This window comes from Dactylosporangium sp. NPDC049742, assembly GCF_040674675.1.
Taxonomy (GTDB): Bacteria; Actinomycetota; Actinomycetes; order Mycobacteriales; family Micromonosporaceae; genus Dactylosporangium; species Dactylosporangium maewongense.
Genome location: NZ_JBFANF010000018.1, coordinates 34,379 through 61,368, shown reverse-complemented (window position 1 = coordinate 61,368; position 26,990 = coordinate 34,379). Strand labels below are relative to the sequence as shown.

The following is a 26,990-nucleotide window of genomic DNA, read 5'->3' as shown; positions in this document are numbered from 1 at the left end:
CCGCAGGTGGAGGTCTTGGACGCTGCGGCTGGTGCCGTAGCCGGCGCCATCGGGTCTCCAACTTTCGTTGGGTTCCAACCGCCCACCTTCGCGCCATGTACCGGCTGGCCCGCGCTTTTAGCGTCGAAGGCAGTTGCTGTGCCGACTGCGAATCGAGGGTGGGGCGTGATGGCGGGCGTGTGGGATCGGCTGGCACGGCTGGTGACCGGCCGGAAGGGCGCATGGTTGGTACTGGTCGCGGGCCTGGTGGTCGCGGCCGGCGTGACGGGAGCGCTGCGGGGTGCGGAGGCTCCGGGAGCGGCCGACAGTTTGCCGACCGGGTCGGAGTCCGCGCGGGTGCGGCAGTTGGCGGAACGATTCCCGCACCACGAGCTGGCGCCGGTGGTGGCGGTCTTCACCCGTCCCGACGGCACCCGGCTGAGCAGCGATGATCTGGCCGCGGTCCGCGACATCGGGCAGCGGCTGGGGCAGCAGATGCATCAGCAGCCCTCGCCGCCGATCGTGTCCGGCGACGGCGAGGCTGCGGCGGTCAACGTGATGGTCGACGCTGACCGGCCGAACGCCCAGGTCGCCCAGACGATCGAACGGCTGCGTGCCACCGTCCGGGAGGCGGCACCGGCCGGGTTGACGGTACAGATCACCGGCGGGCCGGCGTTCGGTGCCGACATCGCCTCGGCGTTCGACGGCGCGAACTTCACGCTGCTGGCGGCGACGATCGGTATCGTGGCAGTGCTGCTGCTCATCACGTACCGGTCACCGGTCCTGTGGCTGGTACCGCTGGCCGTGGTGGGCCTGGCCGACCAGGTCGCGGCGGCGGTGACGGCCGAGCTGGGTGCGGTGGCGAACCTGCGGTTCGATGCCGGCATCATCAGCGTGCTGGTGTTCGGCGCGGGCACCAACTACGCACTGCTGCTGATCTCCCGGTACCGCGAGGAGCTGCACCGGGCCGGCGAACACCGGTCGGCGCTGGCCGCGGCGGTGCGCGGCACCGGCCCGGCGATCCTGGCCAGCAACGTCACCGTGGTGGCCTCGCTGCTGACGCTGCTGCTGGCCGCCATGCCCAACACGCGTGGGCTGGGGGTGGCCGCCGCGGCCGGGTTGGCGATCGTGCTGCTGTTCGCGCTGCTGGTGCTGCCGGCGGCGCTCGTGGTGTGCGGGCGTCGGCTGTTCTGGCCGTTCGTGCCCCGGCCGGGTACCGCACCGGCGGTGGGCCGGGTGTGGCGGCGGATTGCGAGCGCTGTGACGCGACGGCCAGCGCTGGTCGTGGTGGCCTCGCTGCTCGGGATGGCGGCGCTGGCCAGCGGGCTGGCCGGCACCCGGGTCGGGCTCAGCCAGCTGGAGCAGTTCCGGGTGAAGTCCGAGTCGGCGGCCGGGCTGGAGGTGCTGGCCCGCCATTTCCCGGCCGGCGAGTTGGCCCCGCTGACCGTCATCGCCAAGGCCTCGGCCGCCGACGCGGTGGCGGATGCGGCGCGTACCGTGCGGGGTGTGACGTCGGTGCGCCCGTCCGGCACCACCAGCGGGCTGGTGAAGCTGACCGTGATCGGCTCGGCGCAGCCGGGCGGCACCGCGAGCCTCAACACCGTTCGCGACCTCCGCGCCGCGGTGCACGCGGTACCAGACGCCGACGCGTTCGTGGGCGGGCCAGACGCCGAGGACCTGGACGTTCGGGCCGCGTTGCGCGACGACCTGCTCCGTATCGCACCGCTCATCCTGGCCGTGGCGCTGCTGCTGCTCATCTTGCTCCTGAGGGCGCTGCTGGCCCCGCTGCTGCTGGTCCTGGTGAACGTTGCCTCGGCAGTGGCCGCCATCGGGGCCGGCACGTTCGTCGGTACACGGCTGTTCGGGTTCCCGGCGCTGGACGTCAACGTGCCCCTGACCGCGTTCCTGTTCCTGGTCGCGCTGGGCATCGACTACACGATCTTCCTGGCCCACCGCACCAGGCAGGAAGCCGCCGCCCACGGCACCCGTACCGGCGTGATCGAGGCGATAGGCCACACCGGCGCCGTGATCACCAGCGCCGGGGTCGTGCTGGCCAGCGTGTTCGCCGCGCTCGGCGTGCTGCCGTTGACCACGCTGGCCCAGCTGGGACTCATCGTCGGGCTCGGCGTGCTGATCGACACCCTGCTGGTGCGCAGCATCGTGGTACCCGCGGTGGTGGCGCTGGTGGGCGACCGGATCTGGTGGCCGAGCCGGCGCGGTCGGAATCCGGTGGTCCCCGCGCGGCCGGGCGCACCGGACGGTGAACCCCCTTCGGTCGGGCGCACGGCCCGGCTAACGTGATCAGTATCATGTCGAATGGCTGCTCACGGCCGGTGGCGCTGGATCTGCTGCGCCGTAGCGAGCATGTGCTGTTTGCCGCCCTGCTGATTCTGGGGGTGGCCGGCGCGTGGCGGACGGGGCCGCGGCACTGGGTGCTGGCCGTCGGCGCGGCCGGGGTCGCCGGCTGGTACCTGGTCGGGATGCTGCTGGCCCGGCGGAGTCGAGCGCGGTGGCAGGCCGCGGGCTGGCTGGTGGTGCTCACCGCCGGCTGCGCGGTACTCGCCGTCGGTTCGGTCAGCTTCGTGTGGCTCGCGTTCCCCCTGTTCCTGCTCTACACCCAGCTGCTGCCGCTGGCCGCTTCGGTACCGGTGGTGGCGTTGGTGACCGTCGGCACCATCGCGGCCATCGCGCTTGACCGGGGCCGGCTGGACGCGCCGGCGGTGGTCGGGCCGCTGGTGGGCGCGGCGATCGCCGTGGTCATCACCCTGGTGTACCGGGACCTGGCCGAACAGGTGCGCCGGCGCGCCGAGCTGATCGACGAGCTGACCGCCGCCCGTGACCAGTTGGCTGCAGCCGAGCGCCGGGCCGGGGTACTGGCCGAGCGTGAACGGCTGGCCCGGGAGATCCACGACACGATCACCCAGAGCCTGACCGGCATCGTCCTGGTGCTGCGTACCGCCCGCGACACCGACCCCGCCCAGCTCCCGGTGCTGCACGCCCAGCTGGACACCGCGATCACCGCCGCCCGTGCCGCGCTGACCGACACCCGCCGGCTGGTACGCGCCCTGACCCCAGCCGAGCTGGCCGGCCGGTCGCTGCCCGAGGCGCTGGGCCGCATCGTGGCCGACCAGCCCGGCCTGGGCGCCCGGCTGCACGTGGAAGGTGAACCGGTAGGCCTGCCCACCCCGGTCGCGGTGACACTGCTGCGCGGTGCGCAGGAGGCGCTGGCAAACGTGCGCACTCACGCGCGGGCCCGGCGGGTGGACGTGACGCTGACCTTCCTGCCCGAGTCGATCAGCCTCGACGTGGTCGACGACGGCATCGGCTTCGACCCCGCGCTGCCGGTCGGGCCCAGCACCGGTACCGGGCTGGGACTGGCCGGCCTCCGGGCCCGCGCCGCCGAGGTCGGCGGCAGCATGGAGGTCGACTCGGCGCCCGGCCGGGGCACGGCGCTCAACCTCACCGTGCCTCGCAGGGAGGCAACCGATGCCTGAGATCCGCGTGTTGCTCGTCGACGACCATCCGGTCGTGCGCGGCGGGCTGCGCGCCGCACTCGACGCCGACCCGGCTGTCAGCGTGGTCGGTGAGGCCGCCAGCGGCGAGGACGGCGTGGCCCAGGCTCGAACCCTGCGGCCGGACGTGGTGCTGATGGACCTGCAGTTGGGCGGGGGCATCGACGGCGCTGAGGCCACCGCACGCATCCGCCGGCTGCCCAACCCGCCGCGGGTGCTGATCCTGACCACCTACGACCGCGACGCCGACATCCTGCCGGCCATCGCGGCCGGCGCCAACGGGTACCTCCTCAAGGACGCCACCCCGGCCCAGCTGCTGTCCGCAGTGCACGACACCGCCGCCGGCCACACCGTGCTGGCCCCCTCGGTGGCCACCCGGCTGGTCGAACGCACCCGATCACCGCAGCAAGCGCTGACGGTCCGGGAGACGGAGATCCTGCGCATGGTCGCCGACGGGCTGTCCAACCAGGCCATCGGCCGTGCCCTGTTCATCACCGAAGCCACCGTCAAGTCCCACCTGGTCCAGGTGTTCACCAAGCTGCAGGTCGACAACCGCACCACCGCTGTGGCCGAAGCCCGCCGCCGCGGCATCCTCGCCTGAACGAGCCCCCCGTACGCGACGCGGCGTGCCGGTCCATGCAGCGTCGCCGATCGTCGGATCGGGGGGCGTCGTGAGGTTGTCGGCTGTTCGCCCACGGCGCCTTGCGCTCGCCCGTGACCGTCACAGCAGGCGATGAGCACGTCACGCACCCCGTGTTTTAGATGCTGACGTTCAGGCGGGTCGCGAGTTGGGCGACGGGGGCCGATGGCGTACCCCGGGTGCGGCGCAGCACGTCGCTGAGCACCTCGTGGGCGAGAGGGCGGCAGCGGATCTCGGAGGGGGCGAGCCGCTCGCTCTCCAGGAGTACAAGATGGTCAGTGGCGGCGCCCAGTCTGGCTGAGGACCATCGCGCTGGGCGCCGCCCCGCCGAGCCCGGCGCGATAGCTACTATGTGCCATCCGCCGGTGCCCGTTGGGAGCCCGTCATGCAGCTGTCCGTGACCTCCACACCGGGCTCACCGACCGTGGTCGCAGCCACCGGGGAACTCGACGTCGCCACCAGCGCCGAGCTGCGGCAGTACCTGCACGCCTACCTCGACGACGGCGTGACGGCGCTGACCGTCGATCTGACCGGAGTGGCGTTCCTGGACTCCACCGCCCTCAGCGTCTTCGTCGGCGTCCACAAGCGCCTGCACCAGGAGGCTGGCAGCGGGTTGACGCTGTTCGCCCCGCACGAGCGGCTGCTGCGGATCTTCCGGCTGACCGCCCTGGACCGCGTCTTCACCATCGTCGACGTACTGCCCGGCACCACCCAGATGTGAGCTGCCTCCGCGCCGTTCGGGACGACGGAGGCGCCAGAGCCGCGCAGGCTCAGGTCGGCCAGTGGGTGGTGCGCCGCACCGCGACCGCGCCGCCCCGGTCGACCGCCGCCTTGACGACCGCGAAGATGGCGCCCTGCAGCGCGGCTGCGGCGAGGATCTCGCCCCAGCCCCGGTCCTCGTCGGCGGCGTTCGGTGCGTCGTCGTCGTGGCCGGCCAGCCGCCACGCCTGCTTGAAACAGCGCACCGCGCCGGCAGCACGGCCTGGTATTGCGTCGTCGTGCGGCGTGGCCGCCGCGGCGTTAGGCTGACGCCTCACCGCCGAGCGCAGGGACGACGGGGCCATGCACACGAACGATGACCGGCACACCAACCCACAACCGGCGAACCAGTCCGGACTCACGATCACGAACTGCGGCGGCGCGGCCGGTGAGGTGCGGCTGGTCGCCGTCGGGCACCTCGACTACGCCGCAGCCGATGACTTCTACGCTGCGGTGCTGGAGGCGTTCGACGCCGGCGCCCGCGCGGTCACTGTGGATGTGGCCGGGATCGAGTTCAGCGACTCGTCCGGGCTGGCTGCCGTCATTCGTGCGCACAAGACCGCCGCCCGGCTCGGGTGCGGGTTCAGCATCGCCGACCCAGACGACCGACTGACCCACATCTTCGCGATCACGGCACTGAACCAGGTCCTGCACGTGATCAGGACCCCAGCGCCGGGCAACCCCGGGGCAGCCCCCTAGGTTTGGCCCGCTTTTGAAGTCGACTCTAAAATTCTAGTTGACTATCATCGTGGAATGCCGCTGCATGAGCACCTTTCGTTCCGCGATGGTGAGCTGTTCCTCGACGAGGTGAGCGCCGGACGGATCGCGCGGGAGTTCGGCACCCCGGTCTTCGCGGTGTCCGAGACGCAGCTGCGCCGTGAGACCCGGCGGTGGAGGCAGGCGCTGGAGGATGCGTGGCCCGACGGTCCGGCCGCGCTGCTGCCGGCCTTCAAGGCCAACACCTGTCTGGCGCTGCGCCATGTGCTCAACGGGGAGGGCGTCGGGTGTGACACCTTCGGCGAGCATGAGCTGCGGGCCGCGCTCTCGACCGGCGTCGATCCCGCCCGCGTGTCGCTCAACGGCACCAACAAGTCCGAGGCGGCGATCCGGCTGGCGATCGAGCATGGCGTGCGGATCACGCTCGACAGTCCCCGCGAGGTCGAAACGGTCCTGGCACTGACCGGCAGCGGGAGCCGACCGGCCCTCGTGCGGTTGCGGCTTCGTCCGGGCGGCGAAACGCTCGCCGGGCCGAGCGACTTCTCCGACCGTGGTGAGTCCATCGCCGGGCTCGCTGCGGCGTACCGCCCAGGTTTCGCCCTGGCGGACGCCGAACGGGCGGCGCGTTCGATCGTGGACTCGGGCAGCGTGCGCCTTGTCGGGACCCATGTGCACCTCGGCCGGCACACCACGAGCCTGTCGACCTGGTCCGGCGTGGTCAGCGATCATGTTCGCCAGATCGCGCGGATCTCAGCCGCCTGCGGCGGTTGGCGGCCGGCGGAGATCGACCTCGGCGGTGGATACGCGGAGCGCGGCAGTCCCGTCGGGCAAGCAGTCGCGGGTCGCGGAGCCGCCCCGGAGCCGCCGTCGCCGGAGCGGTACACGCAGGTCATCGCACAGGCCCTGCGCGCCGGCATGCGGCAACACGGCTTCGACAGCACGGGCGTCGCGCTCCAGCTGGAGCCCGGACGGGCCGTCTACGGGCCGGCCGGCGTCCACCTGACGCGGGTGGTCAGCGTCCGGCGTTCACCCGAGCGTCCCGATCGGCAGTGGGTGGAGCTGGACACGACGGAACAGTTCCTCGCCGATGTGCTGCTGGAGCACGCCCGCTATCCCTTCGTCCTCGCCGGTCGCGGGTCGGCGGCCCCGGGCGTGCCGGCCGACCTGACCGGATCCAGCTGCGGGTTCGACATCATCGCCGCCGGCGTCACCGTGCCGGAGGACGTCGCGCCCGGCGATCTCGTCGCGCTGCTCAACACCGGCGCCTACGTCGAGACGCAGACGACGAACTTCAACGCGTTTCCCCGGCCCGCGACGGTGCTGGTCAACGGTGACCTCGTCGAGGTGATCCGCCGCGCCGAGACCCCGGCTGAGGTGTTCGCCCGCGACCGGATCCCCGCCCGGTTGACGGGCCGCTGACCCGGCTTCCCGCTCAGCCGCCGACGGCGATCCGGGCGAAGGCGATCGCTCGTCCGAGGTGCGCGAGGTGACTGCCTTCGTCGCCGACTCGCCGTTGATGAGGATCTGACCGGCGCCCGAGATTCCGCCGGGTGGCGTGCGCGCGGGAATCGTCGTCGTGGCACGCTGGTCGTCCACGGTCCCCACCACAGATCGGTGCACGAACCCGTGAACTTCACGCAACTGCCAGGACGGGTCCGCTGGTTCGCCGGCATCGCCGCCGCGGTGCTGCTGCTCAGCGTCGGGGTCGCCGTCGGGGTGCTGGTGCCGATCCTGCGCGCACCAAGTGACGAGTCCGTCGACGCCGGATACGCCCGGGACATGAGTCTGCACCACGGCCAGGCGGTCGAGATGTCGATGATCGCGTTCCGCAGGGCCGACAGCGCCGTGGTCCGCACCGTCGGGTACGACATGGCCGCGACGCAGCAATGGCAAATCGGCGCCATGCAGACCTGGCTCGTGCAGTGGGACCTCCTGCCGACCGGCACCAGGCCGCCGATGGCCTGGATGCCCGGCGGTTCCAGGGCGCTGCTGCCCGACGGGCGGATGCCCGGCATGGCGTCACCCGAGGACCTCACCTCACTGAAACAGGCGACCGGCAAGGACTTCGACATCCTGTGGTGCCAGCTGATGCTGCGCCACCACCTCGGCGGCATCCACATGTCCGAGATCGCCGCGGTACAGGCGGCGGAGGGTCACGTCCGTGAGACCGCGGGCAAGATCCTTCGGTCGCAGCAGTCCGACATCGAACTGCTGCGGGACATCCTGACGAAGCTCGGCGGCAAGCCCTTGTCGTAGCCGGTCAGGCGGTCGGTTCGGAGATGTCGGACCACGTGACCGGCGCCCACGGCAGGTCGCGCAGCACGTCCACGGTGGCGGCGGCCAGCACGGCGGACACCGTCAGCGACCCGAGCCGGTGACCCTGTCGTGTCACGGGTCGACCCGCCGTCCGACGCCGGGCAGGAACCGTCCGACGCGGGCCGCGTATGCCGCGTACGTGGCGCCGTGCACGCGCAGCAGGTACGGCTCCTCCACCGCACGCACCTGCAGCTGCACCGACCCGAGCAGGACGACGGCGGCGGCGAGCGAGACGACGTTGGGCACCAGCAGGGCCAGGCCGAACGTGGTCGCGGTCATCGCGGTGAAGATCGGGTTGCGGGCGAGGGTGAACGCGCCTCCGGTGACCAGCGCGGTGCGCTCTCCCGGATCCACGCCGACGCGCCAGGAGGCTCCCATGTGCAGCTGGGCGGCGAGCGTGGCGACCACCCCGGCGACGGCGAGCACCGCGCCGGCCCACCGCACGGCGGTGTGGTCGAGGGCGGAGACCGGCGGCAGCCCGGCGAGCGCCGCGGACGGGCCGGCCAGGCCGAGAGCGAGCGCGGCGACGAAGAGGAGCTTCGCCCACCAGCCGACCGACCCGGGCGGGCCGGCGTCGAGCCGCGGACCCGTGTCGCCGGTGCGGCGCCACTGCACGACGCTGCGCCACCCGAACGCCAGCCCGAGCCCGGCGATGTACAGCGCGAGCGCGGCAACGGCGGTCACTGGCAGCACCGGTCGGTGCACGGCTGCTCCGGGGCGGGGCGCAGGGCAGCGGCTGGGGCGCAGCAGGCGTCGCCACGCCACGCCTCGCGGCCCTCCTTGACGGCGACGGCGGCGATGACGAGCGCCGCGAGGGGGTCGGCCCACCACCAGCCGAACAGCGAGTTGACCGCCAGACCGACCAGCAGCACCGCCGACAGGTAGGTGCACAACAGCGTCTGCTTCGAGTCGGCCACCGCCGAAGCTGAACCGAGCTCCCGACCGGCCCTGCGCTGGGCGGCGGACAGCAGCGGCATCACCGCCAGGGACACCGCCGCCAGGAGGAGCCCGACCGTGGAGTGCTCCGCGCGGTCGCCGCCGATCAGTGCGCGCACCGATTCGACGGTGACGTAGGCGGCGAGGGCGTAGAACGACACGGCGATGATCCGCAGTGCGGTGCGTTCCTTGCGTTCGTGGTCGGTGCCGGAGAACTGCCACGCCACGGCGGCGGCGGAGGACACCTCGATCACGGAGTCGAGACCGAAGCCGATCAGAGCGGTCGACGACGCCGTGGTTCCGGCGGTGACCGCGATGACCGCCTCGATGACGTTGTACGTGATGGTGGCCGCGACGAACATCTTGACCCGCCGGACGAGCACCGCGCGCCTGGCCGCCGTGGGGCCGCCGCGGCCGATCGGGAGCAGCGGCAGGGCGGCCATCAGCAGCACCCGTCTTCCGCCGCTGCCGGGCAGGCCGCCGGGTCGACGGCGAGGACCAGGCCCAGCAGGTCACCGAGGGCGTGCGCGAGGCGGGCGTCGGCCAGCTCGTACCGGGTGCGTCGCCCCTCCGGCACGGTGACCACGAGGCCGCAGCCGCGCAGGCACGCCAGGTGGTTCGACAGGTTCTGCCGGCTGGTCCCGAGCAGGTCGGCGAGCTCGGCCGGGTATCCGGGGCCGTCGCGCAGCGCGAGCAGCAGCCGGGCCCTCACCGGGTCGGACAGCGCGTGGCCGAACCGGGCCAGCACCTGCCCGTGCGTCAACGTATCCATGCGGTCACAGTACACCAAATTGTGAATTCAGCGAATGATGTACTGCCGTGACGTCGAAGTGCCGGCCACGCATGCCTGGAGCGCGTCGAGCAGCTGCGGTGCGTGCCCGCCCTGAAAGCATTCGTCCTGGACGACGACATGCGCGGTGAGCACCGGCAGGCCCGAGGTCACGGCGTGCACGCGCAGGTCGTGCACGCCCGGGACGTGGTCGACCTCGGTGAGGTGGCGCAGGCCGTCGACCGCGGCCGCCGCGTGACCGGTCCGCAGCGCGGGCAGATCGGTTCACGCGGTGTCAGACGGTGCAGGGCCTGGCGCAGCATCATGGGTGTGGTAGTCACCCGAGAAGGACACCGGCGACCCGGCGACGGCGGTGAACTCCTCGCCGTAATGGTGCGCGGTCACTGGATCTCCATGTCTTACGGAGTACGTGACGCGATGCTCTTCGATGTCGACATCGAGCACCGACCCGTGGATGCGCAGTGGGAAGCGCAGGCGACGGGCCCGGGTGGGCAGCATCGGGGAGAACTCCGGGCCGCGCGGTGAGCGCCAGCGGTACCTGGCGAAGCCGTACACGACCGCCATCCAGGTGCCACCGGCCGACGCGACGTGGACGCCGTCGCGGAGGTTGCCGGCGGTGTCGGCCATGTCGACCGCGGCGGCGTCCACGAGATACTCCTCGGCGCTGCGGTACTTGCCCACGTCCGCCGCGGCGATCGCCTGGATGCACTCGGAGAGTGAGGAGTCCCCGGTGGTGAGCGGATCGTAGTAGTCGAAGATCTGCCGTCGCTGGTGCGCGGTGAAGCGGTCGGGCAGCAGCACCGTGGCGAGCACGACGTCGGTCTGCTTGATCACCTGATGCCGGTAGATGACCAGCGGGTGGTAATGCAGCAGCAGCGGATAGCGCTCCGGCGGCGTCGCGGCGAAGTCCCACGGCGCCTGATCGAGGAAGCTGTCGTCCTGCAGGTGAACGCCGGTGGCCTCGTCGTACGGAAGGTACATCCGCTCTGCCGCACGTCGCCAGGTCGCCAGCTCCTCCTCGCGCAGGCCGGTGTGTTCGACCAGGGTGCGGAAGTCAGGCGGGGACTCCACTCGCACGCGATCCACCGCTTCGGCGGCCAGGGTCAGGTTCTCGGCCGCCATGAGGTTGGTGAACAGGTTGTTGTCGACGACCGTGGTGTACTCGTCAGGCCCGGTCACCTTGTGGATGACGAACCTACCGCCATGCCGCTGGGAGAAGAAGCCAAGGCCGGCCCACATGCGGGCCGTCTCGACCAGCAGTTCGGCGCCGTGCCTGAACAACAGGTCGGCATCGCCGGTGACCTTGACGTACTGGTCGAGGGCATAGGCGATGTCGGCATCGATGTGGTACTGCGCCGTTCCGGCAGCGTAGTACGCCGACGCCTCTTCGCCGTTGATGGTGCGCCACGGGAACAACGCCCCGGCGCATCCGACCTCACGGGCCCGGCGGCGGGCCGCGGGCAGCATGCGGATGCGGTGCATGAGCAGACTGCGGGCGACGTTCGGGGACGAATGCGTCAGGAACGGCAGCACGTACGCCTCCGTGTCCCAGAAGTAGTGCCCCTCATAGCCCGTGCCGGTCAAACCCTTCGCAGGCACCCCGTGCCCTTCGCTGCGCAGCGACGCCTGCAGGATGCTGAACAGGCTGAAATGCAGCGCCTGCTGGGCGGCGGACGCTCCCTCCCAGACCACCTCGCTGCGCTGCCAGAACTGTGTGACCACACGCTCGTGGTCCGCGAGCGCGGCCGAATAGCCGATGCCGCGGGCTCGGAGCAACGTCACCCCAGCACGGTCGGCCAGGTCCGCCGCATCCTCGGCGCCGTGGTGGTAGGCCAGCCACTTGGTGAGCGTGACGGTCTGCCCAGGCTGCACATCGGCCTGGAAGGCGACGTCGGCGCGGTGGCCGTCGAGCTTGGTACGGACGTGTGTGACGAACTGCTCGTCGAACTCGTGGTCCATCCCGACGGCGACCACCAACCCGCTGCGCGCCGCGCGCCAGGTGCGGATCACCCGGACGTTCTCGGCACGTTCGAGGCCGGGTTCCAGAGTCCCTTCGGTGAGTGCCCGGCTCTGTCGCGGGTCGAGCGCCGGCCCCTCGGCCGCCCGCGGGGTGAGCAGTTCCGACGAGATCACCACACTTCCAGGAGCGTCGAGCGCCGTCACCTCGTAGCGAAGGCACGCCAGGTGCCGCTGGGCCAGGGACGCGAACCTCCTGGTGTCCACCCGGAACCGCCGGCCGTCCGCCAACTGGTAGACCACCGAGCGGTCCAGGACGCCCCGCCGCATGTCGAGGGCGCGGTCGAACTGGCGAACCTCCGTCGTCTCACAGGTCACCGGGTCGTCGTCGACGAACAGCCGGATCGCGGTGCCGTCCGGCACCCGCACGATGGTCTGGCCGGTGGTGGCGAACCCGTGGGCTTGTTCCGGATACACGATGGGCCAGGTCTCGTGAAACCCGTTGAGCAGGGTCCCTGGCCGGTACGACGGCTCCCCCTCCTCGAAGGACGCCCGGATTCCCAGATAGCCGTTGGACACCGCGAACAGCGTTTCGGTCTGCCCGACGTATCCGGGGTTGTAGGCGCGTTCGCGAAGCCGCCAGGGGTCCACCGTATGGTCACCGGTCTCCGCGATGATCCGCTCGGCCGCGGCCAGGAGCCGGTGGTCTCTCGGGCCGGCCCGGTGGACTTCCTCGGTGGACGCGGCCAGCAGCTGGCCGAGGTCGGCGACGACGAGGTCGGCTCCGCGGGCAGCCAGTTCCTCCGCACGCCCATCCCGGTTGACCCCCACGACCAGTCCGAACGCGCCGGCCCGGCCGGCCTGCACCCCCGTGACGGTGTCCTCGACGACCACCGCACGGCCGGGCGGGACGCCGAGCCGGCGGGCAGCTTCCAGGAACGCGTCGGGCGCCGGCTTGGCCGACAACCGAAGCTCCTGTGCCGTCACACCGTCCACCCGGGTGTCGAACAGGTTGGTGATGCCCGCGTGCTGCAGGATCGAGGCGCAGTTGCGGCTGGTCGACACGACCGCGGTGCGCAGCCCCGCCTCGCGCAGTTCCCTGAGCCAAGCGACCGACCCCGGGAACACCTCGACACCGGTCCGCTCGAGTTCGTCCTCGACCAGCAACTGCTGTCGGTTGCCCAGGCCCCACACAGACTCCGCCCCGGGCCGGGCGTCGGGTGAGCCCTCCGGAAGTTCAATGCCGCGAGAGGCCAGGAAGTCGCGTACACCGTCCTGGCCAGGCTTGCTGTCGACGTACGTGGCGTAGTCGGTCCGTTCGTCGAACCCCGCGGTATGAGTGCCGTGCTCGGCGTCCCACGCGCCCAGGAACTCCTCGGACATGCGCTTCCAGGCCGATGCGTGCACCGGACGGGTTGCGGTCAGGACCCCGTCGAGATCGAACAGCACTGCGTCGAAGTCGGTGTGGGTGACTGCATACGACATGACGATCTTCCCGTTGCTATCCGCTCCGCGGCGATCGCCTCCATGGTAGGCACGTCGCCGCTCCTGACACGGGCCTGAGTCGCATCGGTCTTTTGGACGTGTTGCTGTCAGCGCTTGGATCCCCGCCCGGTTGACGGCCGCTGACCCGGCTTCTCGCTCAGCCGCCGACGGCGGTCCGGGCGAAGGCGATCGCTCGTTCGAGGTGCGCGAGGTGCCCGCCCTCGTCGCCGAACCCGTGGCCGCCTTCGAACCAGTGCAGCTCGAACGGGTGGTTGCGAGCGGCGAGCCGTTCGGCGTACGCGACGACCTGTCCCGGAGGCGTGCGGGTGTCGTTGCTGCCCTGCCACAACAGGATCGGTGCGCGGACCTCGTCGACGTACGTGAGCGGGGAACGCTCACGGTACAGGTCGCCGTGGGTCTCGGGCGGCCCACCGAAGAGCATCTCGTCGAGGCGCCGCATCGCCAGCGGACTGTCGTGGTGGGTCAGCTCCCAGTCGGCGAGGACGACCTCCCCGATACCTACGGCCCACAGCTCCGGTTGCCGTCCGAGCGCATAGAGCACGAGGAACCCGCCGTAGGACTCGCCGTTGATGAGGATCTGACCGGCGGCCGAGATTCCCTCGTCGACGAGCCACCTGTGCGCGGCGGCGAGGTCTTCGAGCTCCCAGCGGCCGACGTCTCCGTGGATCTGCTCCTCGAACGCGCGGCCCCGCCCTGACGAGCCGCGATAGTTCACCGTGAGAAAGGCGAAGCCGTGCTCGACCCAGGCCCGGGCGGCGGGTGTGAACTCGTCGGCGACGCAGACGTGCGGGCCGCCGTGGCAGTGCACGACCGCCGGGAACGGGCCGGTGCCGGTCGGGCGGGCGAGCCATCCCTGGATCTGCGTACCGTCGCTCGAAGGAAACACGACGTGCTCGAAACCGGCGCGGTCCGGCGGACCGTCTCCACCGAGCACCACCCGGTGCCGGGACGGGGCGTGCCAGGCGATCAGCGTGAGCGGGGACATTCCGTGCTCGTGCGACGCGAGCACCGTGCCGCCCGGGCCGAACTGCGACATGCGCAGGTATGGCGAGCGGAAACTGCCGGCCGGGAGGTCGAGTCGCTCCCGTTCGCCGGTCAGGACGTCGACACGCTCGAGCCATTGCGCGGCGAGCAGCTCGAGGCAGAGCAGCACGTGGCGCCCGTCCGGTGACCAGTCGAGCGGGACCACCGTCGCCGTGGTCTCCTTGAGGAGCTCGACGGTGGTGTCGCCGACGGGGTCCCAGACGAGGACGCCCGACCGGTCGCCGGCTCGCTGCGTCGCGACAAGCACCCGCTGATCGCCCGGGTGCGGCGAGCAGCAGACGGCGGTGGCCGCGCCGGGCGACGGGAGCACGAGGCGTCCGACGACAGCGCCGGTCGCGGTGTCGTACGCGGTGACGGCGAAACGCCGGGTGCCGGGCGCATGGTCGGTGGTGTCGAGCGTGGCGACCGTGCCGTCGGCCGAGATCCGGCAGTTCCACGCCTCGTGCACCGTGCGGACGAGGCGCCGGGGCGAGGTCGCAGGCGTGCCACGGGCGGGGAGACAGACCAGGTCGTAGCCCTCGTCGGTGACGATGTCGAGCACGAGCGTTTCGCCGTCCGCGCTCACGTCCGCACCGCGCAGCGCGTAGTCGGGCAGGCCCGGCGTCATGTCCTCGATCACGCTCGGGTCGTCGAGCAGCACGCGATGGACGTGCCCGAGCTCGTTGCCACCCTCGTCGGCGAGGAAGAACGCGGAGGTCGCGTCGGCGGCGATCCACGCCGAGTCGATGAACCCGTCGGTCGGCACGCCGATTCGGCGGACCTCCCCGGTGGTGAAGTCGCACGCCGCGAGCTCGAGCCCACGCTCGTCCTGCAGCGCCGCAAGGCCCCGCGACCGCTCGGCCTTCGCCACCTGTACCCACCTGAGGCGAGGCGCGAGGAACCCCTGCCGCCAGTCGCCGGTCATCGGACCCTGACCCTCGACAGCTCGGACAGCAGCGCCGCGGCGATCTTCGGCGCCGACAGGTACCGATGCAGCTCGATGTTCTCGTTGGGAGCGTGGTTGGCCTCGTCGGCGTTGGCGAACGGCACGCCGATCGACGGCACGCCGAGGATCTTCGTGAACACGTAGTCCGGAAGGCTGCCGCCCATGGCCGGCACGAGGTACGGATCCTCACCGTGCACGAGCCGCAATGCCCGTCGGATCGGTTCGACGAACGCTGAGTCGAGGTCCGTGCGGGACGGCTCCATCGCCGCGCGCAGCGTGCAACGAACATCGGGGGCGTGGCGCCGCACGTGAGCGGCGATGCGCTCGTACGTGGTGTCGACCGTCATCGCATCGACCAGCCGGACGTCGCAGACGGCTCGCGCCATGGCCGGGATCACCGCGCGGTCCCCGCCCGAGGCACCGGTCTCGAACCGGCTGATCGTGAGGGTCGGATGTGCCGCGAGACGGTCGTAGAACGGCCGCTCGGCGGGTTCGTCCCAGCGCCCGATGCCGAGGGCGGCAAGCTGTTCGTCATCGACGGGCAGGGCTTCGAGCGCGCGTGCCTCGGCGGCGCTGAGGGGTGTCACGTCGTCGGTGAAGCCGTCGATCGTGACCAGCCCACGGTCGTTCTTCATCGACCCGAGCAGGTGCACCAGCTCCCAGGCGGGATTCGGTCCGACCCCGCCCCAGTTCCCCGAGTGCAGGTCGATGGCCGCACCCCGTGCGATCAGCTCGAACTGGACGATTCCGCGCACCCCGAAGTTCATCGTCGCGCGTCCGCTCTCGTGCACCGGGCCGTCGCTCCAGACGACGAGATCGCAGGCAAGGAGCTCCGCGTTGCGGCGGACCAGCTCGGCGAGGTTCGGGCTGCCGACCTCCTCCTCGCCGTCAAGCAGCAGGGTGACGTTGCAGGGCGGCTCGCCATGAAGACGGATCCATGACTCGATGGCCAGGAGGTGGGCGAGATGCTGACCTTTGTTGTCGGCGGTGCCGCGACCGTAGATGCGACCGCCGTGCACCGTCGTCCTGAACGGTTCGAACAGCCAGTCGTCGGCGCTGCCCGCGGGCTGCACGTCGTAGTGACCGTAGATCAGCACGCGGGGCGCGTCGTCGACCTGCGGCCCGCGCAGCAGCACTGCGGGCTGGCCGCCGGTCTCCAGCAGCATCGTCTCGAGGCCCCAGGCCGCCGCGCGACCGCGGATGTGATCGGCCGCTTCACGCACGCCCCGGTCCTCGGCGCTGACCGAAGGAATCGAGACGTACCGGTCGAGCTCGTCAAGATGGGCGTCGCGACGTTGGTCGAGGTCGACGAGCACGCTCTGGAGAACGGTCACCGCCTGCACACCTCCACGGTCGAGTCGTGGAGTGGACTCTAAATCTCTCCTTCACTACAGTCAATGTTCCGCTCCGACCGAGGGATTCGCTCGGCCGCGAGTTCGTTTCGATTCGACAGGATGGACATGGAAGAAGCTGGCCTGCGCGAGAGGCAGAAGCAGTTGCGCCGACTCGCCGTGCTGGATGCGGCGCGTCAGCTGTTCGAGGAGCGCGGGGTCGACATGACGACGATCGAGGAGATCGCCGGGCGCGCCGTGGTCTCCCCCGCCACGATCTACAACTACTTCGTCTCCAAGAACGACCTTCTCGTCGCGCTGTTCGAGCATGAGTGGTCCGACGTCGAGGTCCGCCTTGCGAAGATCACGTTGCGGGCGGGTGACGACGCGGCCACCGCGATGGCCCGGTTCGTCGAGGGGTACAACCGCATCGACGAGTCGTTCGGACCGCCTCAGCTGTGGCGGCAGCTGATCGCGGCGTCGTTCACCGCGTCGGCCGAGGTGCGCACGTCCTACCAGCAGATCAGCGATCGCTTCGAAAGCATCCTGGCCGAACGTCTGCGGCGCCTGATCACAGCCGGCCTGCTGCGCCCCGACACCGACATCGAGGCGCTCGCCCGGTCGCTCAGTGCCATCGCCGACGCCGACTTCCACCGCCGGGTGCGAGTTCGCGAACGCTGGACGCGAACGACCTCGGACCTTCTCCGGCGACAGATCCGCCAGGTCCTGCAAACCTCGACCTGAGACATGAGACCAGCGCCCGTGTATCGGGGCTCCACGCGGCTGGTCGCGCGTCGGCCCGATCGGGGCGGTCGTCGCGGCAGCGTCGTTCCGGCTCAACCAGTACATCCGCGGCGCCACGGTTGTGCCGGTTGGCCCGGCGCACACGGGTAGATCGGCCACCCGGCACCGGCACCGACGGTGAGCTGGAGCGAGGGAGCCGAGCTAGGTTTGGAAGGTGCGCGTCGGTTCGCGGTCACGGCTGGTGCGGCTGACACCCCCGTCCCGTACGGTCGGGATCACCGTCGCCGCTCTGATGATCGCGGTGGAGACGGTTCTGCTCTACCCGCTGCGGTCGATCGTGACACCGCTGTCCCCGGGCATCATCTACATCATCGGCGTGCTGGTGGCCGCGATGGTGTGGGGGATGTGGCTGGGCATCGTCACAGCGGTGGCGAGTTCTCTCGCCTTCGTGGTCTTCCATGTCCCGCCCTTCGGCAGGGTCGCCGTCTCGAATGCGCAGCAGTTGGCCGAGGTGTTGGCCTTCCTCGTCGTCGCGATGGCCACGAGCGTCATCGCGAACGTGTTCCGGCTGCGGATCGTGCAGGCGGAGGAGTCCGACCTCACCGCGGAGATGGCCCGGCTGCTGCTGCACGCGAACGATCTTCCCGGCGTCCTGCCCAAGGTCGCGCAACGCATCGCGGAGACGCTCGAGCTGCCGGAGGCCGTCATCGATCGCGGCGCCGTCGCCGGCGACGACCGGTACTGGGCGTTTCCACTGCGTGTCGGCGCCACCTCGCTGGGCACCCTGCGCGTGCCGCGCGGGGTGCCGGAGCCGACCGTGCAGCGCCTGCGGGAGCGCGTCGCGCCATCGCTCGCGTCGCTGCTGCAGGCCGGGCACGAACGCGTGGCCATGGTGGACTCGCTGAAGGCGAGCCGGAAACAACTGCGCCGGCTGGCCACCGAGCAGGCCGCGTTGCGGCGGGTGGCGACGCTCGTGGCGCGAGGCGGCCAGCCACCCGAGGTCTTCGAGGCGATCACCACGGAGCTGCACCGGCTCCTGGCCAAGAACACCCTGCAGGACCAGTACACGACGTGGCTGCTTCGCTACGAGGCCGAGGGCATGGTCACCGTCGTGTCGGCCAGCCTCGCCGATCTGCAGCCCGAGCAGATGCACTGGTCGTCCGAGGGCCAGAACGTCCTGGCACTGGTATGGGACACGGGCCGGGCCGCCCGGATGGACAGCTTCGAGGGTGCCATCGGCCCAGCCGCCGCGCTGGCACGGGAGCTGGGTATCCGCTCCGCGGTCGGGGTCCCGATCATTGTCCAGGGGCAGCTGTGGGGCGTGGCCGCCGTCGCGTCGAACCGGCCCAGTCCGCTGCCACCCGGCACGGAGCAGCGCGTCGCGAACTTCGTGGACCTCGCCGCCACCGCGATCGCCAACGCCGACAGCCGGGCCGAACTCGTCGCATCGCGCGCCCGGCTGGTCGCCGCCGCGGACCAGGCGCGCCAGCGGATCGAGCGCGACCTGCACGACAGCGCATTGCAGCAGGCCATCGGCATCGGGCTGCGGCTGGGCCTGGTGCAGGCCGGCCTGCCGCCCGAGCTGGAGCAGACCAGAGCGGAGCTTTCCAGCGCCGTACACGGCCTGAACAACGTCGTGGACAACATGCGGGAGATCTCGCGGGGCATCCATCCGACGCTGCTCGCCGCGGGCGGGCTACAGCCCGCGATCAGGTCGCTCGCCCGCAAGTCACCGGTACCGGTCGAACTGGACACCCACGCCGACGGGCGCCTGCCGCCAGTCGTCGAGATCGCCGCCTACCACGTCGTTTCCGAGGCGCTGACGAACTCGGCCAAACACGCCCACGCCACCGTCGTGCACCTGCGGGCGGTCACCCAGGACGGCACCCTGCGCGTATCCATCCGCGACGACGGTGTCGGCGGCGCCGACCCCGGTCGCGGATCCGGCCTCACCGCACTGCGGGACCGAGTCGAAGCGCTGGGCGGACAACTGACCATCACCAGCCCCGCCAACGGCGGCACCACGCTTCAGGCCACCATCCCGGTCGCGCCCCCGGAGTTCAGCCCGCTCGGCGGTCGGCCTTCCGGAGTAGAGCACCGGCAAGGAGCCACCGGACCGTTGTAGTTCGGGCACTTCCGGGCTGTATTCGCCCAGTGCCCAGCGGCTCCTGGTCACCCAACGGCAGCGCCGGCGGGGACCGCGGCGACACCGAACTGGAGGAGATGGGCGTCTACGCGCAGGCCGTCCCCCGGGCTGGCGTGGGCGCCGACCGGCGACGCCGAGGCCGCCCGCTGGCAGGAACGGTTCGTGTTCTGGGCGGCCAACGCCAGCGGGCTGCCCGCCGCCGACCGGGCCAACCCGGCGGTCGTCGACGGGCGGGCGGTCAGCGCCTGGAACGTCGCGCACAACCTGCACGACGCATTCATCGTCGAGAACCACGAGTCGGCGAAACCGCACTACTGCGCGTGCCGTTCCCGCTCGGCCACGATGTCGATGCTGAACCGGCTGCCATCCGGTACATGTGAAATTCGGGTGTGGCCGGCCACCTTCCGTGCCACCCTTGCCCGACGTCATCGCTGCGAAGGAGGGCCTGATGACAGCGCAAGACCGCGTCCAGGACCTGAACCAACAGGCGTGGGACCATGCCGTCGACCGTGGCGACAACCCGTACACCCACATCGTCTCCTCCGCGCGCGTGGCCGCGGCTCGACGAGGCGACTGGTCACTGACCGTCAGCGAGCAGCGGCCAGTGCCGAGACACTGGCTTGAACCACTCGCCGGGGCTCGGGTGCTCTGCCTGGCTTCGGGTGGCGGGCAACAGGCGCCGATCCTGGCCGCTGCCGGCGCCGCCGTCACCGTTGTCGACCTGTCCTCCCGCCAACTCGACCAGGACCGGTTCGTCGCCGACCGTGACGGTCTTGAGATCACCACCGTGCAGGCCGACATGGCAGATCTGAGCGCCCTTCCCGATCAGGGCTTCGATCTGCTGATCAACCCCGTCTCGACGCTGTTCGTGCCCGACCTCACCCCGGTCTGGGCCGAGTGCCATCGCGTCCTGGTCGACGGCGGCGCCCTGATCAGCGGCTTTCTCAACCCGGACGAGTTCGTGTTCGACAGCGACGCACTGGACGACCACGGTGTCTTCGTCGTCAAAAACCCGCTGCCGTACAGCGAGATCGACAGCCTCAGCCCCGAGGCACGCCAACAGCGGCGGCAGGAAAACGGACCGTTCCACTTCAGCCATACGATGGAAACCCAGATAGGCGGCGTCATAGCCGCCGGCTTCACCATCGACGGGTTCTATGAAGATCGGCGGACCGAGGCAGACGGCAACCCTATTCGCCACTTCATGCCAAGCGTCTTCGTGATGCGCGCCCGCAAGGTCTGAACCGCGACCGCTGCAGGACTACGGCTGCTTCCCGGCCTGCAACCCGTTCGGCCGGGGGTCGGACGCCGGGTCGAGTTGACCGGCCTCCAACGGGCGCGCCGTCCGCGCCGCCCAGAACGGGCGCAGCCGCGGTACCAACGCCGCCAGGTAGGCACGCGCGTCGCCGGGGCCGCGTAGCGGCAGCCTCACGCCCACCGAGAACACCCCCCACGTGTACTCGTCCGGCCCGCACACTTCATCGCAGAACTGCGGATGCCCAGCCCGGAAGTACCCCGCGCCCTCGGCCGTCCAGATCAGCCCCGCACGCCCGTCGTCGGGTGCGATGACGTATCCGTCGCCCTCGACCCCGAAACCGGTGATCATGCCTAGCCGCCACCCGTCGACCTCGGACTCCGCGACGACCGGAAACCCGTGGTACGCAGGCGCGTCCTCCGGCGGCGCCAGGAACGCAGGCAGCGCCGGATCGATCGTCACGGCATCCTCGTCGACCTGCACCTCTCGGACCACGGGCGGAATGTGCTCCTCGGACACGCCGTCGATCCTCGCACGGACCGACTTCATCGAGCGACGGCATCCTCATCTGCCGCGGGGCGCTCGTGGCCCAACCTGCGGCATGCCCAGGCGGCTGGCGCTCCGGCCGGTCACGGAGCCCGAAGCAGTCAGCATGAGGCGTCGTGGTCAACGCCTGCTCTGTGCCGGAACGCGAGTACATCCGCCGCGTGGGGCAATTCGATGGGCGGATCGGCCGCACGCATCGCAAGGAGGCCCGGTATGTTGCCGCGACGGATAGCGTCGTCGATCAGCGCCTGCATGTTGGCCGGCAACCGCTCCCAGGTCACGGCGGCCAGTTCACAAGGCGCGAGTGTCGCAAGCTGCCGATTGCCGTTGTACGGGTTCGGATGCAGAGCTAGGTAGGCAGGGCAGACGGGATCCTGCCAAAGTGTTCTGTGTGCCAGCAGCTGCCCCATGCCTGTAAGGGAGCCCACGCCGATGTCGTCCACACCGGGCGAGCTCATTACCGAGACGTTGGAGTACGACGGTGGGCGGCAGGTAACCGCCTACGTACCGGCGGCTGCGGCCGAGGCGGTCGTCTTCGCCGGCGACGGGCAATTGATCACGTCGTGGGGAGAGGTTTTGGAGGCTGCCGACCTGCCACCCACGATGATCATCGGCGCGCACCGCGTCGAGGACGAGACGGTGCGGCTGCACGAGTACTCACCGGGCCGTAGCACGGCCGCGGTCGCCTTCGACCCGCAACGGTTCGCGGCCCACGAGAAGTTCTTCGTCGAGGACGTCCGGCGATGGGCAGCGACCCGCCTGGCCGTCCGGCTGCCAGCCGGCCGAACCGCGGTGTTCGGTGTCTCGGCCGGTGCGGAACTCGCGCTGGCCATGGGGCTGCGCCATCCCGACATCTACGGCGCGGTCTTCTGCGCCTCGCCCGGGGCAGGGTACCGGCCGCCCGCCGCGCTGCCCGGCCGGCTTCCGCGTACCTACCTCGTCGCCGGCACCGAGGAACCGTTCTTCCTCACCAACGCGACCCGGTGGGCGGACGCGTTACGCGAGGCGGGTGGGGACGTTGTCATGGCCGAACGGGCCGGCTCGCACGGCGACGCCTTCTCGAAACACGAGTTTCCGCTGATGGTGGCGTGGGCGTTCGGACACTGACCTACGCGACACTCTCATCGGCTTCTTGCGAGCGCCGCGCCTCCAGCATTTGGCTTACCAAGCGTGACGTCGCTGCCGAACGCCGGCGCGTGACTCGCGGCACGAGAGTGCATGTGATGATGGCTCGCGCATGAACGGCTCATGGTCACCGAAGGGCCGGGTTGCCTGGCACCTCCGTCACGATCACGACGGCGGCGCCTGCTGCGCGGTAGACCCGGATCCAGCAGACAACGTCCACCTCGCCAGCACGGTCGAGGGTCGGTTCACTCGCCACCAACTTCACGGTGCCGATCGTAGATCCCGCCCTGTGGTCCTACACCGGCGAACACGCACAGGGGCGTTACAGGTCTGGCCGATGCCGTTGCTGCGTGCCGCTATCTTTGCGCCATGCTGCTGGCCAAGGGACAGAACACAACGCTGCCGGCCACCACCCCGCTACGCGCCGTGGTCGGCTGGCAACCGGGTGCAGGGGTACCAGAAGTGGACGGTTGCGCCCTGGTTCTCGGCGCCAGCGGCAAGGTGGGTGGCGACGCGGACATGGTCTTTTACAACCAGCCCGCGCACCCGAGCGGCGCGGTGCGCTATGAAGGCAAGGCGGCGGGTGGTGAGACGTTCGCGATCGACCCGGCCCGCCTGCCGCCCGCGGTGGACCGGGTGGTGATCGGCGGCTCGACCGACGGTGGCACGTTCGGGTCGGTGCCGCAGCTGTACCTCGCAATACTGGACGCGGCGAGCGGAGCCGAGATTCTGCGGTTTCACGTCGACGACGCGTCAAGCGAGACGGCGTTCCTGTTCGCGGAGGTGTACCGACGCGGCGCCGAGTGGAAGCTACGCGCGGTGGGGCAGGGGTACGCGTCGGGACTGGCAGGGTTCGCGCAGGACTTCGGCGTGACGGTGGTCGAGGTGCTGCCTGCGCCACCGGCCGCGCCCGCGCCGATGCCCCCAGCCTGGTCAGCGGCCCCGCCCACGCCCCCGGCCAGCCCAGCGTCAACATCGACACCCATCGATCTCCGCAAAGACGAGCGACTCACGGATATGGAGATGCGGGTCGCCGCCACGTCCCCGCACCTGCTGTCGCTCACCAAACAGGCCGCCGTCAGCCTCGCCAAACGCGGCCTCGCCACGCACACCGCCCGCGTCGCGCTGTGCCTGGACATCTCCTTCTCGATGTACTGGCACTACCAGCGCGGCCAGGTGCAGGCGCTCGCCGAGCGGGTGCTCGCGCTGGGCATGCGCTTTGACGACGACGAGCGGATCGACGTGTTCCTGTTCGGCGGAAAGGCCCACGACAAAGGCCCGCTTGCCCTGGCCAACGCGCACGAGTACATCGCACGGGCGGTGAACCAGAACAAGCTGGAGGGTGCAACCCAGTACGGCGCCGCGATGAAACTCGTGCGTCGGAGGTACTTCGGCAGCGACGCGCCCCGCTGCGCACCGATCGCCGGCGTGACACCGGTGTACGTCATGTTCGTCACCGACGGCACACCCACCGACCCGGACGTCGCGGTCGAACAGCTCCGGTCCAGCTCGTACGAGCCGATCTTCTGGCAGTTCATGGCGGTGGACGAGCTGCAGCGGGACGGGGAGTTCGCATTCCTGGAAAGGCTCGATGACCTCGCCGGAAGGTACCTGGACAACGCCGGCTTCTTCTCGGTGCCAAGCCCGACGGCAATCGCGGATGAGGACCTGTTCGAGCTGATGATGGCCCAGTATCCGGGCTGGCTGCACCGGGCCCGCCACGCGGGCCTGCTACCGCCGGCTTGAGCGCCGGACGCGGGCGTCACCGCGGAACCAAACCGGGCGATCCCGGCCGCCTCATCGAACGTCGCGACGCCCTGCAGCCGGTACTCGTTCGCCAATCGCGCACGACCGGCGGCAGAAGAGGATGGCCTCCAGCGCGGTATGCGTGGCCGGACGCGGCCCAGCGCTGACGGGTGAGCAGAGTTCCGGTCGGCCGTAGGCCGCGATGATTCCGCCTTGTCGTGCAACACGGGTGGCGCGCAGCTTCGTGTTAGGGGGTGAGCAGGGAGGCGAGTTGACATTCGAGGAGTACGTGGCGGCGCGGTTGCCGGCGCTGCTGCGGCAGGCGACGGTGCTGGCCGGCGATCCGCACGTGGCTGAGGATGTCGTCCAGGACGTCCTCATCAAGGCACAGCCGAAGTGGGCGCGGATCTGCGAGTTGGACGCACCGGACGCGTACCTGCGCAAGATGATCGTGAATGAGCTGCTGTCCGCCCGGCGGCGGGTAGCAGCCGCCCTCCGCCGGGAACGGGCCCAATGGCCGGCACCGGCCCAGAATGACGTCGACGTGATCGTGCTGCGTGAGGCGATCCTGCAGGTGATCCGTACCCTCCCGGTCCGTCAGCGCCTCGTGATCGCGCTGCGCTTCTACGAGGACATGTCCGACGCCGACATTGCCGTGTTACTGGACTGCACCGAGGGGACGGTGCGTAGTCAAGCGTCGCGTGCGCTGGCCAAGCTGCGTGAGATGGCGGCGACGCAACCAGTACTGGAGGACAAATGATCGACGCCGATGCCATCCGAAGCGCCTTCGCCGCCCTCGCCGACGAGGCCCCACCACCGGAGCGGATCCACGCTTCGCTGGCCGTCCGCGCGCGCCGGCACCGCCAGCGCCGACTGGTCCTGCGGCTCGCCGGCGCCGGTACGGTCGCGGCCGCCACCGGCGTCGCGGCGGCTGGAGTGTGGCGCTTCACCCGGCCGCCGGAGTCGAGGTTCCCGGTGCTGCACGCCGGTCCCGGCGGCGGCTGGCTGGAGGTTCCCCTGCGCTTCCGCCCGACATGGCTGCCCCGTGGGTACGGCGAAGGGCAACGTGGCGTCGTCGTGGATGGGACGCAGGCACCCGTGGTCTCGCGGGGCTGGCAGACAGGCGACATGAGCCAGGGGATCTCGTTGATGGTCGGCTGGCACTCATCGCTCGATCCCGACCGGCCGAACGGTCCATTGACAACGATCGACGTCAATGGAGTGCCGGGCCGGCTCGTCCAGGTCGGCGATCAGACTCTCGGCACGTTCCTCACCTGGCAGCCGCCTGGCCAGCCGCAGCTGTTGATCAGCGTACACACCGATGATGGCGCGGACGCCCAACAGAACCTGGCCGTCCGGGTCGCGCGCTCACTGCGACCGGATCCGGGAGTCACCTCGGTCGGCCCGCGCTTCGGCTGGCTGCCGCTCGACCTTGCTGCCGCGCCCTGGCGGCTGGCACACGGATTTGCAGGCACCGACTGGGTCCAGGATGTGAGGGTGAGCGGCACCGGCGGACGGCAGCTCATCATCAGCATGGGGACCAGCGCCGAGATGCGCCTGGCGAACACGTTCACCAGCGAACCGGTCCGCATCCGCGACTGGAGCGGCTGGCAGGTGCCGGCGATGGGACAGCTCTTCCTGACCCTGCCCGACGGCGTCGAGGTGTCCGCCCAACTCGACGATGGACCCGGCGGCGAACAGGTCATGCCCACCCTGATCCGGATCATCGAGGAGTTTGAGTTCGGACCATGGCCGGACATGAGCTGGATCGGTGGACGTTGAGGTTCAGGCCCGACCACCCGGCGGACACGTGGCCCTACCGAAAACTCGTCCTCGTCACGACATAGGCCGAGGCACGCACATCGGCAGGACAGCGTGCCTTGATCTCGCCTGGGCGATCACCCTCGGTGGCGGGCAACGGCAGGGGCGCCGCACACCAACGGCGGCATGAGCGTGCGCCTCTCAGCCATCATGTATGGATGGCAGCAGGCACCTCGACCGCGCTTGGCGAAGCTGCTTCGGTACTTTCGGTGGCGGGTCTGCCCAGGCGTCGGGGCCACTGTCGACTACTGCATGACGGTGACTGGTGGGTGCTCCTGCGAGGCGGTGCACCGGTAGACCTGGAGTTTGTAGCCACGACCGATTTCCACCTGGGTCGGGGTGTGGTCGACCGGCTTGTCCTCCTCGTCAGTGATGGGACGCCAGCTGCGGCTGTCGCCATCCCATTCGTCGCTGGGGATGGTGAGTAGGGGTTCCAGCGGATTGTCGCAGCACCGAAGCTCATGAGGATCCGCCGGGTCCCGGAAGGTAAAGAAGGCGGACCAGCCACCGACCTTCCAGCCGGGAGCGATGGACAGATCGCCCCTGTAACTCGGTTGCTTCTTGTCCGGTGACTGGAGGAGCTCCCTCTCTCGGGAAATGATGCGCTCCGCCAGCTCGTCATCCAGGTCGTGATAGGCCGGATACTCGATGACCTGCTCTGGATACAGAACGCAAGGTTCCGGCACGTAATAGCCCTGTCCGATGAAGGCCGGCTCGGGCGGGTGCGTCAAAAGGTTCCGCACGCTTGTGGACTGCCGCCACCGCAGGTGTACCGCCGACCGCGCATCCATGATTTCGTCGAACGGGCACCACAGCACCTGAAGCATGTCTGTGCCATCGGGACAGGGTAGATCAGGGACGTCCCGGGCGTAGAGCTGCGCCAGCGGGATGAGCGGCAGCGGCTCCACCGGCAGCAGCGCCGGATCGTAGCCAGCATGTATGCGATCTACGACCGCCTTCTCATCAGGAGTCAGCAGATTCGTTCTCGGCGCCCTGGGCCGTTGCCACGCCGCGGCGAGGATGCGTCGAAGCGTGCGAACGTCCTCCAGCGTCGTCAACTCGTGCGGCTCGTGCTCGTCGCTGCATGTCGGCCAGGCATCACCTACCGGCCACAGCAAAGGCCCACCTACCGAGCTGTCATGCACGGTCGGGCCTCCCGGACGGGGATGAAGGCGGGTGGCCGTCCTGGCCATCTC

28 protein-coding genes and 2 pseudogenes are annotated in these 26,990 nt (G+C 70.3%); 14 read left to right on the top strand and 16 right to left on the bottom strand.

Going from position 1 to position 26,990, the window contains the following annotated elements; genetic code table 11:
* Nucleotides 1-168: 168 nt before the first annotated feature.
* Genes AB0J72_RS23010 through AB0J72_RS23000 form a run of 3 tightly spaced genes read left to right on the top strand, consistent with a single transcriptional unit; the run spans nt 169 to nt 4,092 of the window.
* Nucleotides 169-2,280, top strand: coding sequence for an MMPL family transporter (locus AB0J72_RS23010; RefSeq protein ID WP_363401821.1), 2,112 nt, complete (start codon nt 169-171; stop codon nt 2,278-2,280).
* Between the two features lie 8 nt (nt 2,281-2,288).
* Nucleotides 2,289-3,473, top strand: coding sequence for a sensor histidine kinase (locus AB0J72_RS23005; RefSeq protein ID WP_363401819.1), 1,185 nt, complete (start codon nt 2,289-2,291; stop codon nt 3,471-3,473).
* Nucleotides 3,466-4,092, top strand: a complete 627-nt coding sequence (locus AB0J72_RS23000) for a response regulator transcription factor (protein WP_363401817.1) — start codon at nt 3,466-3,468, stop codon at nt 4,090-4,092. Before AB0J72_RS23005 ends, AB0J72_RS23000 begins: the two co-directional genes overlap by 8 nt.
* A 157-nt stretch (nt 4,093-4,249) precedes the next feature.
* Here AB0J72_RS23000 and AB0J72_RS22995 read toward each other — a convergent pair.
* Nucleotides 4,250-4,399 (bottom strand): annotated as a pseudogene (locus AB0J72_RS22995) (transcriptional regulator); the annotation flags it as partial.
* A gap of 117 nt (nt 4,400-4,516) precedes the next feature.
* Here AB0J72_RS22995 and AB0J72_RS22990 point away from each other — a divergent pair.
* Complete coding sequence (locus tag AB0J72_RS22990) at nt 4,517-4,852, top strand: STAS domain-containing protein (protein WP_363401815.1); 336 nt, start codon at nt 4,517-4,519, stop codon at nt 4,850-4,852.
* A 49-nt stretch (nt 4,853-4,901) separates the two neighbouring features.
* On the opposite strand, the gene AB0J72_RS22985 is transcribed toward AB0J72_RS22990, so the two are convergent.
* Nucleotides 4,902-5,195 carry a DUF4235 domain-containing protein gene (locus AB0J72_RS22985; RefSeq protein ID WP_363401814.1) on the bottom strand — a complete coding sequence of 98 codons (294 nt, stop codon included), beginning with the start codon at nt 5,193-5,195 and terminating at the stop codon, nt 4,902-4,904.
* Here AB0J72_RS22985 and AB0J72_RS22980 point away from each other — a divergent pair.
* The 3 genes from AB0J72_RS22980 to AB0J72_RS22970 all read left to right on the top strand — a co-directional run bounded on the left by AB0J72_RS22980 (nt 5,194) and on the right by AB0J72_RS22970 (nt 7,863).
* A complete protein-coding gene (locus AB0J72_RS22980) occupies nt 5,194-5,589 on the top strand; it encodes an STAS domain-containing protein (protein WP_363401812.1) in 396 nt (131 codons plus the stop codon). The two genes, AB0J72_RS22985 and AB0J72_RS22980, sit on opposite strands and share 2 nt — an antisense overlap.
* A gap of 54 nt (nt 5,590-5,643) precedes the next feature.
* Nucleotides 5,644-7,026: a hypothetical protein gene (locus AB0J72_RS22975; RefSeq protein ID WP_363401810.1), complete on the top strand. Its 1,383-nt coding sequence runs from the start codon at nt 5,644-5,646 to the stop codon at nt 7,024-7,026.
* Nucleotides 7,027-7,221: 195 nt separating this feature from the next.
* A complete protein-coding gene (locus AB0J72_RS22970) occupies nt 7,222-7,863 on the top strand; it encodes a DUF305 domain-containing protein (RefSeq protein ID WP_363401808.1) in 642 nt (213 codons plus the stop codon).
* A 4-nt stretch (nt 7,864-7,867) separates the two neighbouring features.
* Here AB0J72_RS22970 and AB0J72_RS22965 read toward each other — a convergent pair whose 3' ends face one another.
* The 9 genes and pseudogenes from AB0J72_RS22965 to AB0J72_RS22925 all read right to left on the bottom strand — a co-directional run bounded on the left by AB0J72_RS22965 (nt 7,868) and on the right by AB0J72_RS22925 (nt 16,423).
* Nucleotides 7,868-7,999: a hypothetical protein gene (locus tag AB0J72_RS22965; protein ID WP_363401806.1), complete on the bottom strand. Its 132-nt coding sequence runs from the start codon at nt 7,997-7,999 to the stop codon at nt 7,868-7,870.
* Complete coding sequence (locus AB0J72_RS22960) at nt 7,996-8,613, bottom strand: isoprenylcysteine carboxylmethyltransferase family protein (protein ID WP_363401975.1); 618 nt, start codon at nt 8,611-8,613, stop codon at nt 7,996-7,998. The genes AB0J72_RS22965 and AB0J72_RS22960 overlap by 4 nt, the downstream gene beginning before the upstream one ends.
* Complete coding sequence (locus tag AB0J72_RS22955; RefSeq protein ID WP_363401804.1) at nt 8,604-9,302, bottom strand: cation transporter; 699 nt, start codon at nt 9,300-9,302, stop codon at nt 8,604-8,606. Before AB0J72_RS22955 ends, AB0J72_RS22960 begins: the two co-directional genes overlap by 10 nt.
* On the bottom strand, nt 9,302-9,631 hold the full coding sequence (locus AB0J72_RS22950) for a metalloregulator ArsR/SmtB family transcription factor (protein WP_363401802.1): 330 nt from the start codon (nt 9,629-9,631) through the stop codon (nt 9,302-9,304). Before AB0J72_RS22950 ends, AB0J72_RS22955 begins: the two co-directional genes overlap by 1 nt.
* Nucleotides 9,632-9,658: 27 nt before the next feature.
* The gene (locus tag AB0J72_RS22945; protein WP_363401800.1) at nt 9,659-9,826 is read right to left on the bottom strand and encodes a hypothetical protein; all 168 of its coding nucleotides are present in this window, start codon (nt 9,824-9,826) and stop codon (nt 9,659-9,661) included.
* A gap of 87 nt (nt 9,827-9,913) precedes the next feature.
* Nucleotides 9,914-12,256, bottom strand: coding sequence for a glycosyl hydrolase family 65 protein (locus tag AB0J72_RS22940; RefSeq protein WP_363401973.1), 2,343 nt, complete (start codon nt 12,254-12,256; stop codon nt 9,914-9,916).
* 96 nt (nt 12,257-12,352) lie between these two features.
* A pseudogene (locus tag AB0J72_RS22935) lies at nt 12,353-13,090 on the bottom strand (beta-phosphoglucomutase family hydrolase); the annotation flags it as partial.
* Nucleotides 13,091-13,247: 157 nt separating this feature from the next.
* Nucleotides 13,248-15,059, bottom strand: coding sequence for a prolyl oligopeptidase family serine peptidase (locus AB0J72_RS22930; RefSeq protein ID WP_363401798.1), 1,812 nt, complete (start codon nt 15,057-15,059; stop codon nt 13,248-13,250).
* Nucleotides 15,056-16,423, bottom strand: a complete 1,368-nt coding sequence (locus tag AB0J72_RS22925; protein WP_363401796.1) for a M20/M25/M40 family metallo-hydrolase — start codon at nt 16,421-16,423, stop codon at nt 15,056-15,058. Before AB0J72_RS22925 ends, AB0J72_RS22930 begins: the two co-directional genes overlap by 4 nt.
* A gap of 111 nt (nt 16,424-16,534) precedes the next feature.
* On the opposite strand from AB0J72_RS22925, the gene AB0J72_RS22920 reads away from it, so the two are divergent.
* Together AB0J72_RS22920 and AB0J72_RS22915 are read left to right on the top strand one after the other, a co-directional pair.
* Complete coding sequence (locus AB0J72_RS22920) at nt 16,535-17,155, top strand: TetR/AcrR family transcriptional regulator (RefSeq protein ID WP_363401793.1); 621 nt, start codon at nt 16,535-16,537, stop codon at nt 17,153-17,155.
* 214 nt (nt 17,156-17,369) lie between these two features.
* Entirely contained in the window at nt 17,370-19,280 is a 1,911-nt protein-coding gene (locus AB0J72_RS22915) for a DUF4118 domain-containing protein (protein ID WP_363401791.1), read from the top strand.
* 47 nt (nt 19,281-19,327) lie between these two features.
* Here AB0J72_RS22915 and AB0J72_RS22910 read toward each other — a convergent pair whose 3' ends face one another.
* Nucleotides 19,328-19,582 carry a hypothetical protein gene (locus AB0J72_RS22910; RefSeq protein WP_363401789.1) on the bottom strand — a complete coding sequence of 85 codons (255 nt, stop codon included), beginning with the start codon at nt 19,580-19,582 and terminating at the stop codon, nt 19,328-19,330.
* 134 nt (nt 19,583-19,716) lie between these two features.
* Between AB0J72_RS22910 and AB0J72_RS22905 the strand changes: the two genes are divergently transcribed.
* Nucleotides 19,717-20,544 carry a methyltransferase domain-containing protein gene (locus AB0J72_RS22905; protein WP_363401787.1) on the top strand — a complete coding sequence of 276 codons (828 nt, stop codon included), beginning with the start codon at nt 19,717-19,719 and terminating at the stop codon, nt 20,542-20,544.
* Between the two features lie 18 nt (nt 20,545-20,562).
* On the opposite strand, the gene AB0J72_RS22900 is transcribed toward AB0J72_RS22905, so the two are convergent.
* Both AB0J72_RS22900 and AB0J72_RS22895 read right to left on the bottom strand, forming a co-directional pair.
* Nucleotides 20,563-21,105, bottom strand: a complete 543-nt coding sequence (locus AB0J72_RS22900) for a hypothetical protein (protein WP_363401785.1) — start codon at nt 21,103-21,105, stop codon at nt 20,563-20,565.
* A gap of 98 nt (nt 21,106-21,203) precedes the next feature.
* Entirely contained in the window at nt 21,204-21,512 is a 309-nt protein-coding gene (locus tag AB0J72_RS22895) for a hypothetical protein (RefSeq protein WP_363401783.1), read from the bottom strand.
* Between the two features lie 22 nt (nt 21,513-21,534).
* Here AB0J72_RS22895 and AB0J72_RS22890 point away from each other — a divergent pair, with 22 nt between their 5' ends.
* On the top strand, nt 21,535-22,209 hold the full coding sequence (locus AB0J72_RS22890) for an alpha/beta hydrolase-fold protein (protein WP_363401781.1): 675 nt from the start codon (nt 21,535-21,537) through the stop codon (nt 22,207-22,209).
* 145 nt (nt 22,210-22,354) lie between these two features.
* Here the strand turns inward: AB0J72_RS22890 and AB0J72_RS22885 are convergent, their stop codons facing one another.
* On the bottom strand, nt 22,355-22,492 hold the full coding sequence (locus tag AB0J72_RS22885; RefSeq protein WP_363401779.1) for a hypothetical protein: 138 nt from the start codon (nt 22,490-22,492) through the stop codon (nt 22,355-22,357).
* A gap of 104 nt (nt 22,493-22,596) precedes the next feature.
* Here AB0J72_RS22885 and AB0J72_RS22880 point away from each other — a divergent pair, with 104 nt between their 5' ends.
* The 3 genes from AB0J72_RS22880 to AB0J72_RS22870 all read left to right on the top strand — a co-directional run bounded on the left by AB0J72_RS22880 (nt 22,597) and on the right by AB0J72_RS22870 (nt 25,755).
* A complete protein-coding gene (locus AB0J72_RS22880; RefSeq protein WP_363401777.1) occupies nt 22,597-23,973 on the top strand; it encodes a VWA domain-containing protein in 1,377 nt (458 codons plus the stop codon).
* A gap of 271 nt (nt 23,974-24,244) precedes the next feature.
* The gene (locus tag AB0J72_RS22875) at nt 24,245-24,733 is read left to right on the top strand and encodes a SigE family RNA polymerase sigma factor (protein WP_363401775.1); all 489 of its coding nucleotides are present in this window, start codon (nt 24,245-24,247) and stop codon (nt 24,731-24,733) included.
* Nucleotides 24,730-25,755 carry a hypothetical protein gene (locus tag AB0J72_RS22870; RefSeq protein ID WP_363401773.1) on the top strand — a complete coding sequence of 342 codons (1,026 nt, stop codon included), beginning with the start codon at nt 24,730-24,732 and terminating at the stop codon, nt 25,753-25,755. Before AB0J72_RS22875 ends, AB0J72_RS22870 begins: the two co-directional genes overlap by 4 nt.
* Nucleotides 25,756-26,039: 284 nt before the next feature.
* On the opposite strand, the gene AB0J72_RS22865 is transcribed toward AB0J72_RS22870, so the two are convergent.
* Complete coding sequence (locus AB0J72_RS22865; RefSeq protein WP_363401771.1) at nt 26,040-26,852, bottom strand: hypothetical protein; 813 nt, start codon at nt 26,850-26,852, stop codon at nt 26,040-26,042.
* Nucleotides 26,853-26,990: the final 138 nt, after the last annotated feature.

Bases quoted from the DNA above. Each gene is read 5' to 3' on its own strand.
- AB0J72_RS23000 (WP_363401817.1), top strand. From the start codon at position 3,466: ATGCCTGAGATCCGCGTGTTGCTCGTCGACGACCATCCGGTCGTGCGC.
- AB0J72_RS23005 (WP_363401819.1), top strand. From the start codon at position 2,289: ATGTCGAATGGCTGCTCACGGCCGGTGGCGCTGGATCTGCTGCGCCGT.
- AB0J72_RS22890 (WP_363401781.1), top strand. From the start codon at position 21,535: ATGTCGTCCACACCGGGCGAGCTCATTACCGAGACGTTGGAGTACGAC.
- AB0J72_RS22990 (WP_363401815.1), top strand. From the start codon at position 4,517: ATGCAGCTGTCCGTGACCTCCACACCGGGCTCACCGACCGTGGTCGCA.
- AB0J72_RS22920 (WP_363401793.1), top strand. From the start codon at position 16,535: ATGGACATGGAAGAAGCTGGCCTGCGCGAGAGGCAGAAGCAGTTGCGC.
- AB0J72_RS22975 (WP_363401810.1), top strand. From the start codon at position 5,644: ATGCCGCTGCATGAGCACCTTTCGTTCCGCGATGGTGAGCTGTTCCTC.
- AB0J72_RS22930 (WP_363401798.1), bottom strand. From the start codon at position 15,059: ATGACCGGCGACTGGCGGCAGGGGTTCCTCGCGCCTCGCCTCAGGTGG.
- AB0J72_RS22950 (WP_363401802.1), bottom strand. From the start codon at position 9,631: ATGGATACGTTGACGCACGGGCAGGTGCTGGCCCGGTTCGGCCACGCG.
- AB0J72_RS22895 (WP_363401783.1), bottom strand. From the start codon at position 21,512: ATGGGGCAGCTGCTGGCACACAGAACACTTTGGCAGGATCCCGTCTGC.
- AB0J72_RS22955 (WP_363401804.1), bottom strand. From the start codon at position 9,302: ATGGCCGCCCTGCCGCTGCTCCCGATCGGCCGCGGCGGCCCCACGGCG.
- AB0J72_RS22980 (WP_363401812.1), top strand. From the start codon at position 5,194: ATGCACACGAACGATGACCGGCACACCAACCCACAACCGGCGAACCAG.
- AB0J72_RS22900 (WP_363401785.1), bottom strand. From the start codon at position 21,105: ATGAAGTCGGTCCGTGCGAGGATCGACGGCGTGTCCGAGGAGCACATT.
- AB0J72_RS22910 (WP_363401789.1), bottom strand. From the start codon at position 19,582: ATGAATGCGTCGTGCAGGTTGTGCGCGACGTTCCAGGCGCTGACCGCC.
- AB0J72_RS22880 (WP_363401777.1), top strand. From the start codon at position 22,597: ATGCTGCTGGCCAAGGGACAGAACACAACGCTGCCGGCCACCACCCCG.
- AB0J72_RS22870 (WP_363401773.1), top strand. From the start codon at position 24,730: ATGATCGACGCCGATGCCATCCGAAGCGCCTTCGCCGCCCTCGCCGAC.
- AB0J72_RS22985 (WP_363401814.1), bottom strand. From the start codon at position 5,195: ATGGCCCCGTCGTCCCTGCGCTCGGCGGTGAGGCGTCAGCCTAACGCC.
- AB0J72_RS23010 (WP_363401821.1), top strand. From the start codon at position 169: ATGGCGGGCGTGTGGGATCGGCTGGCACGGCTGGTGACCGGCCGGAAG.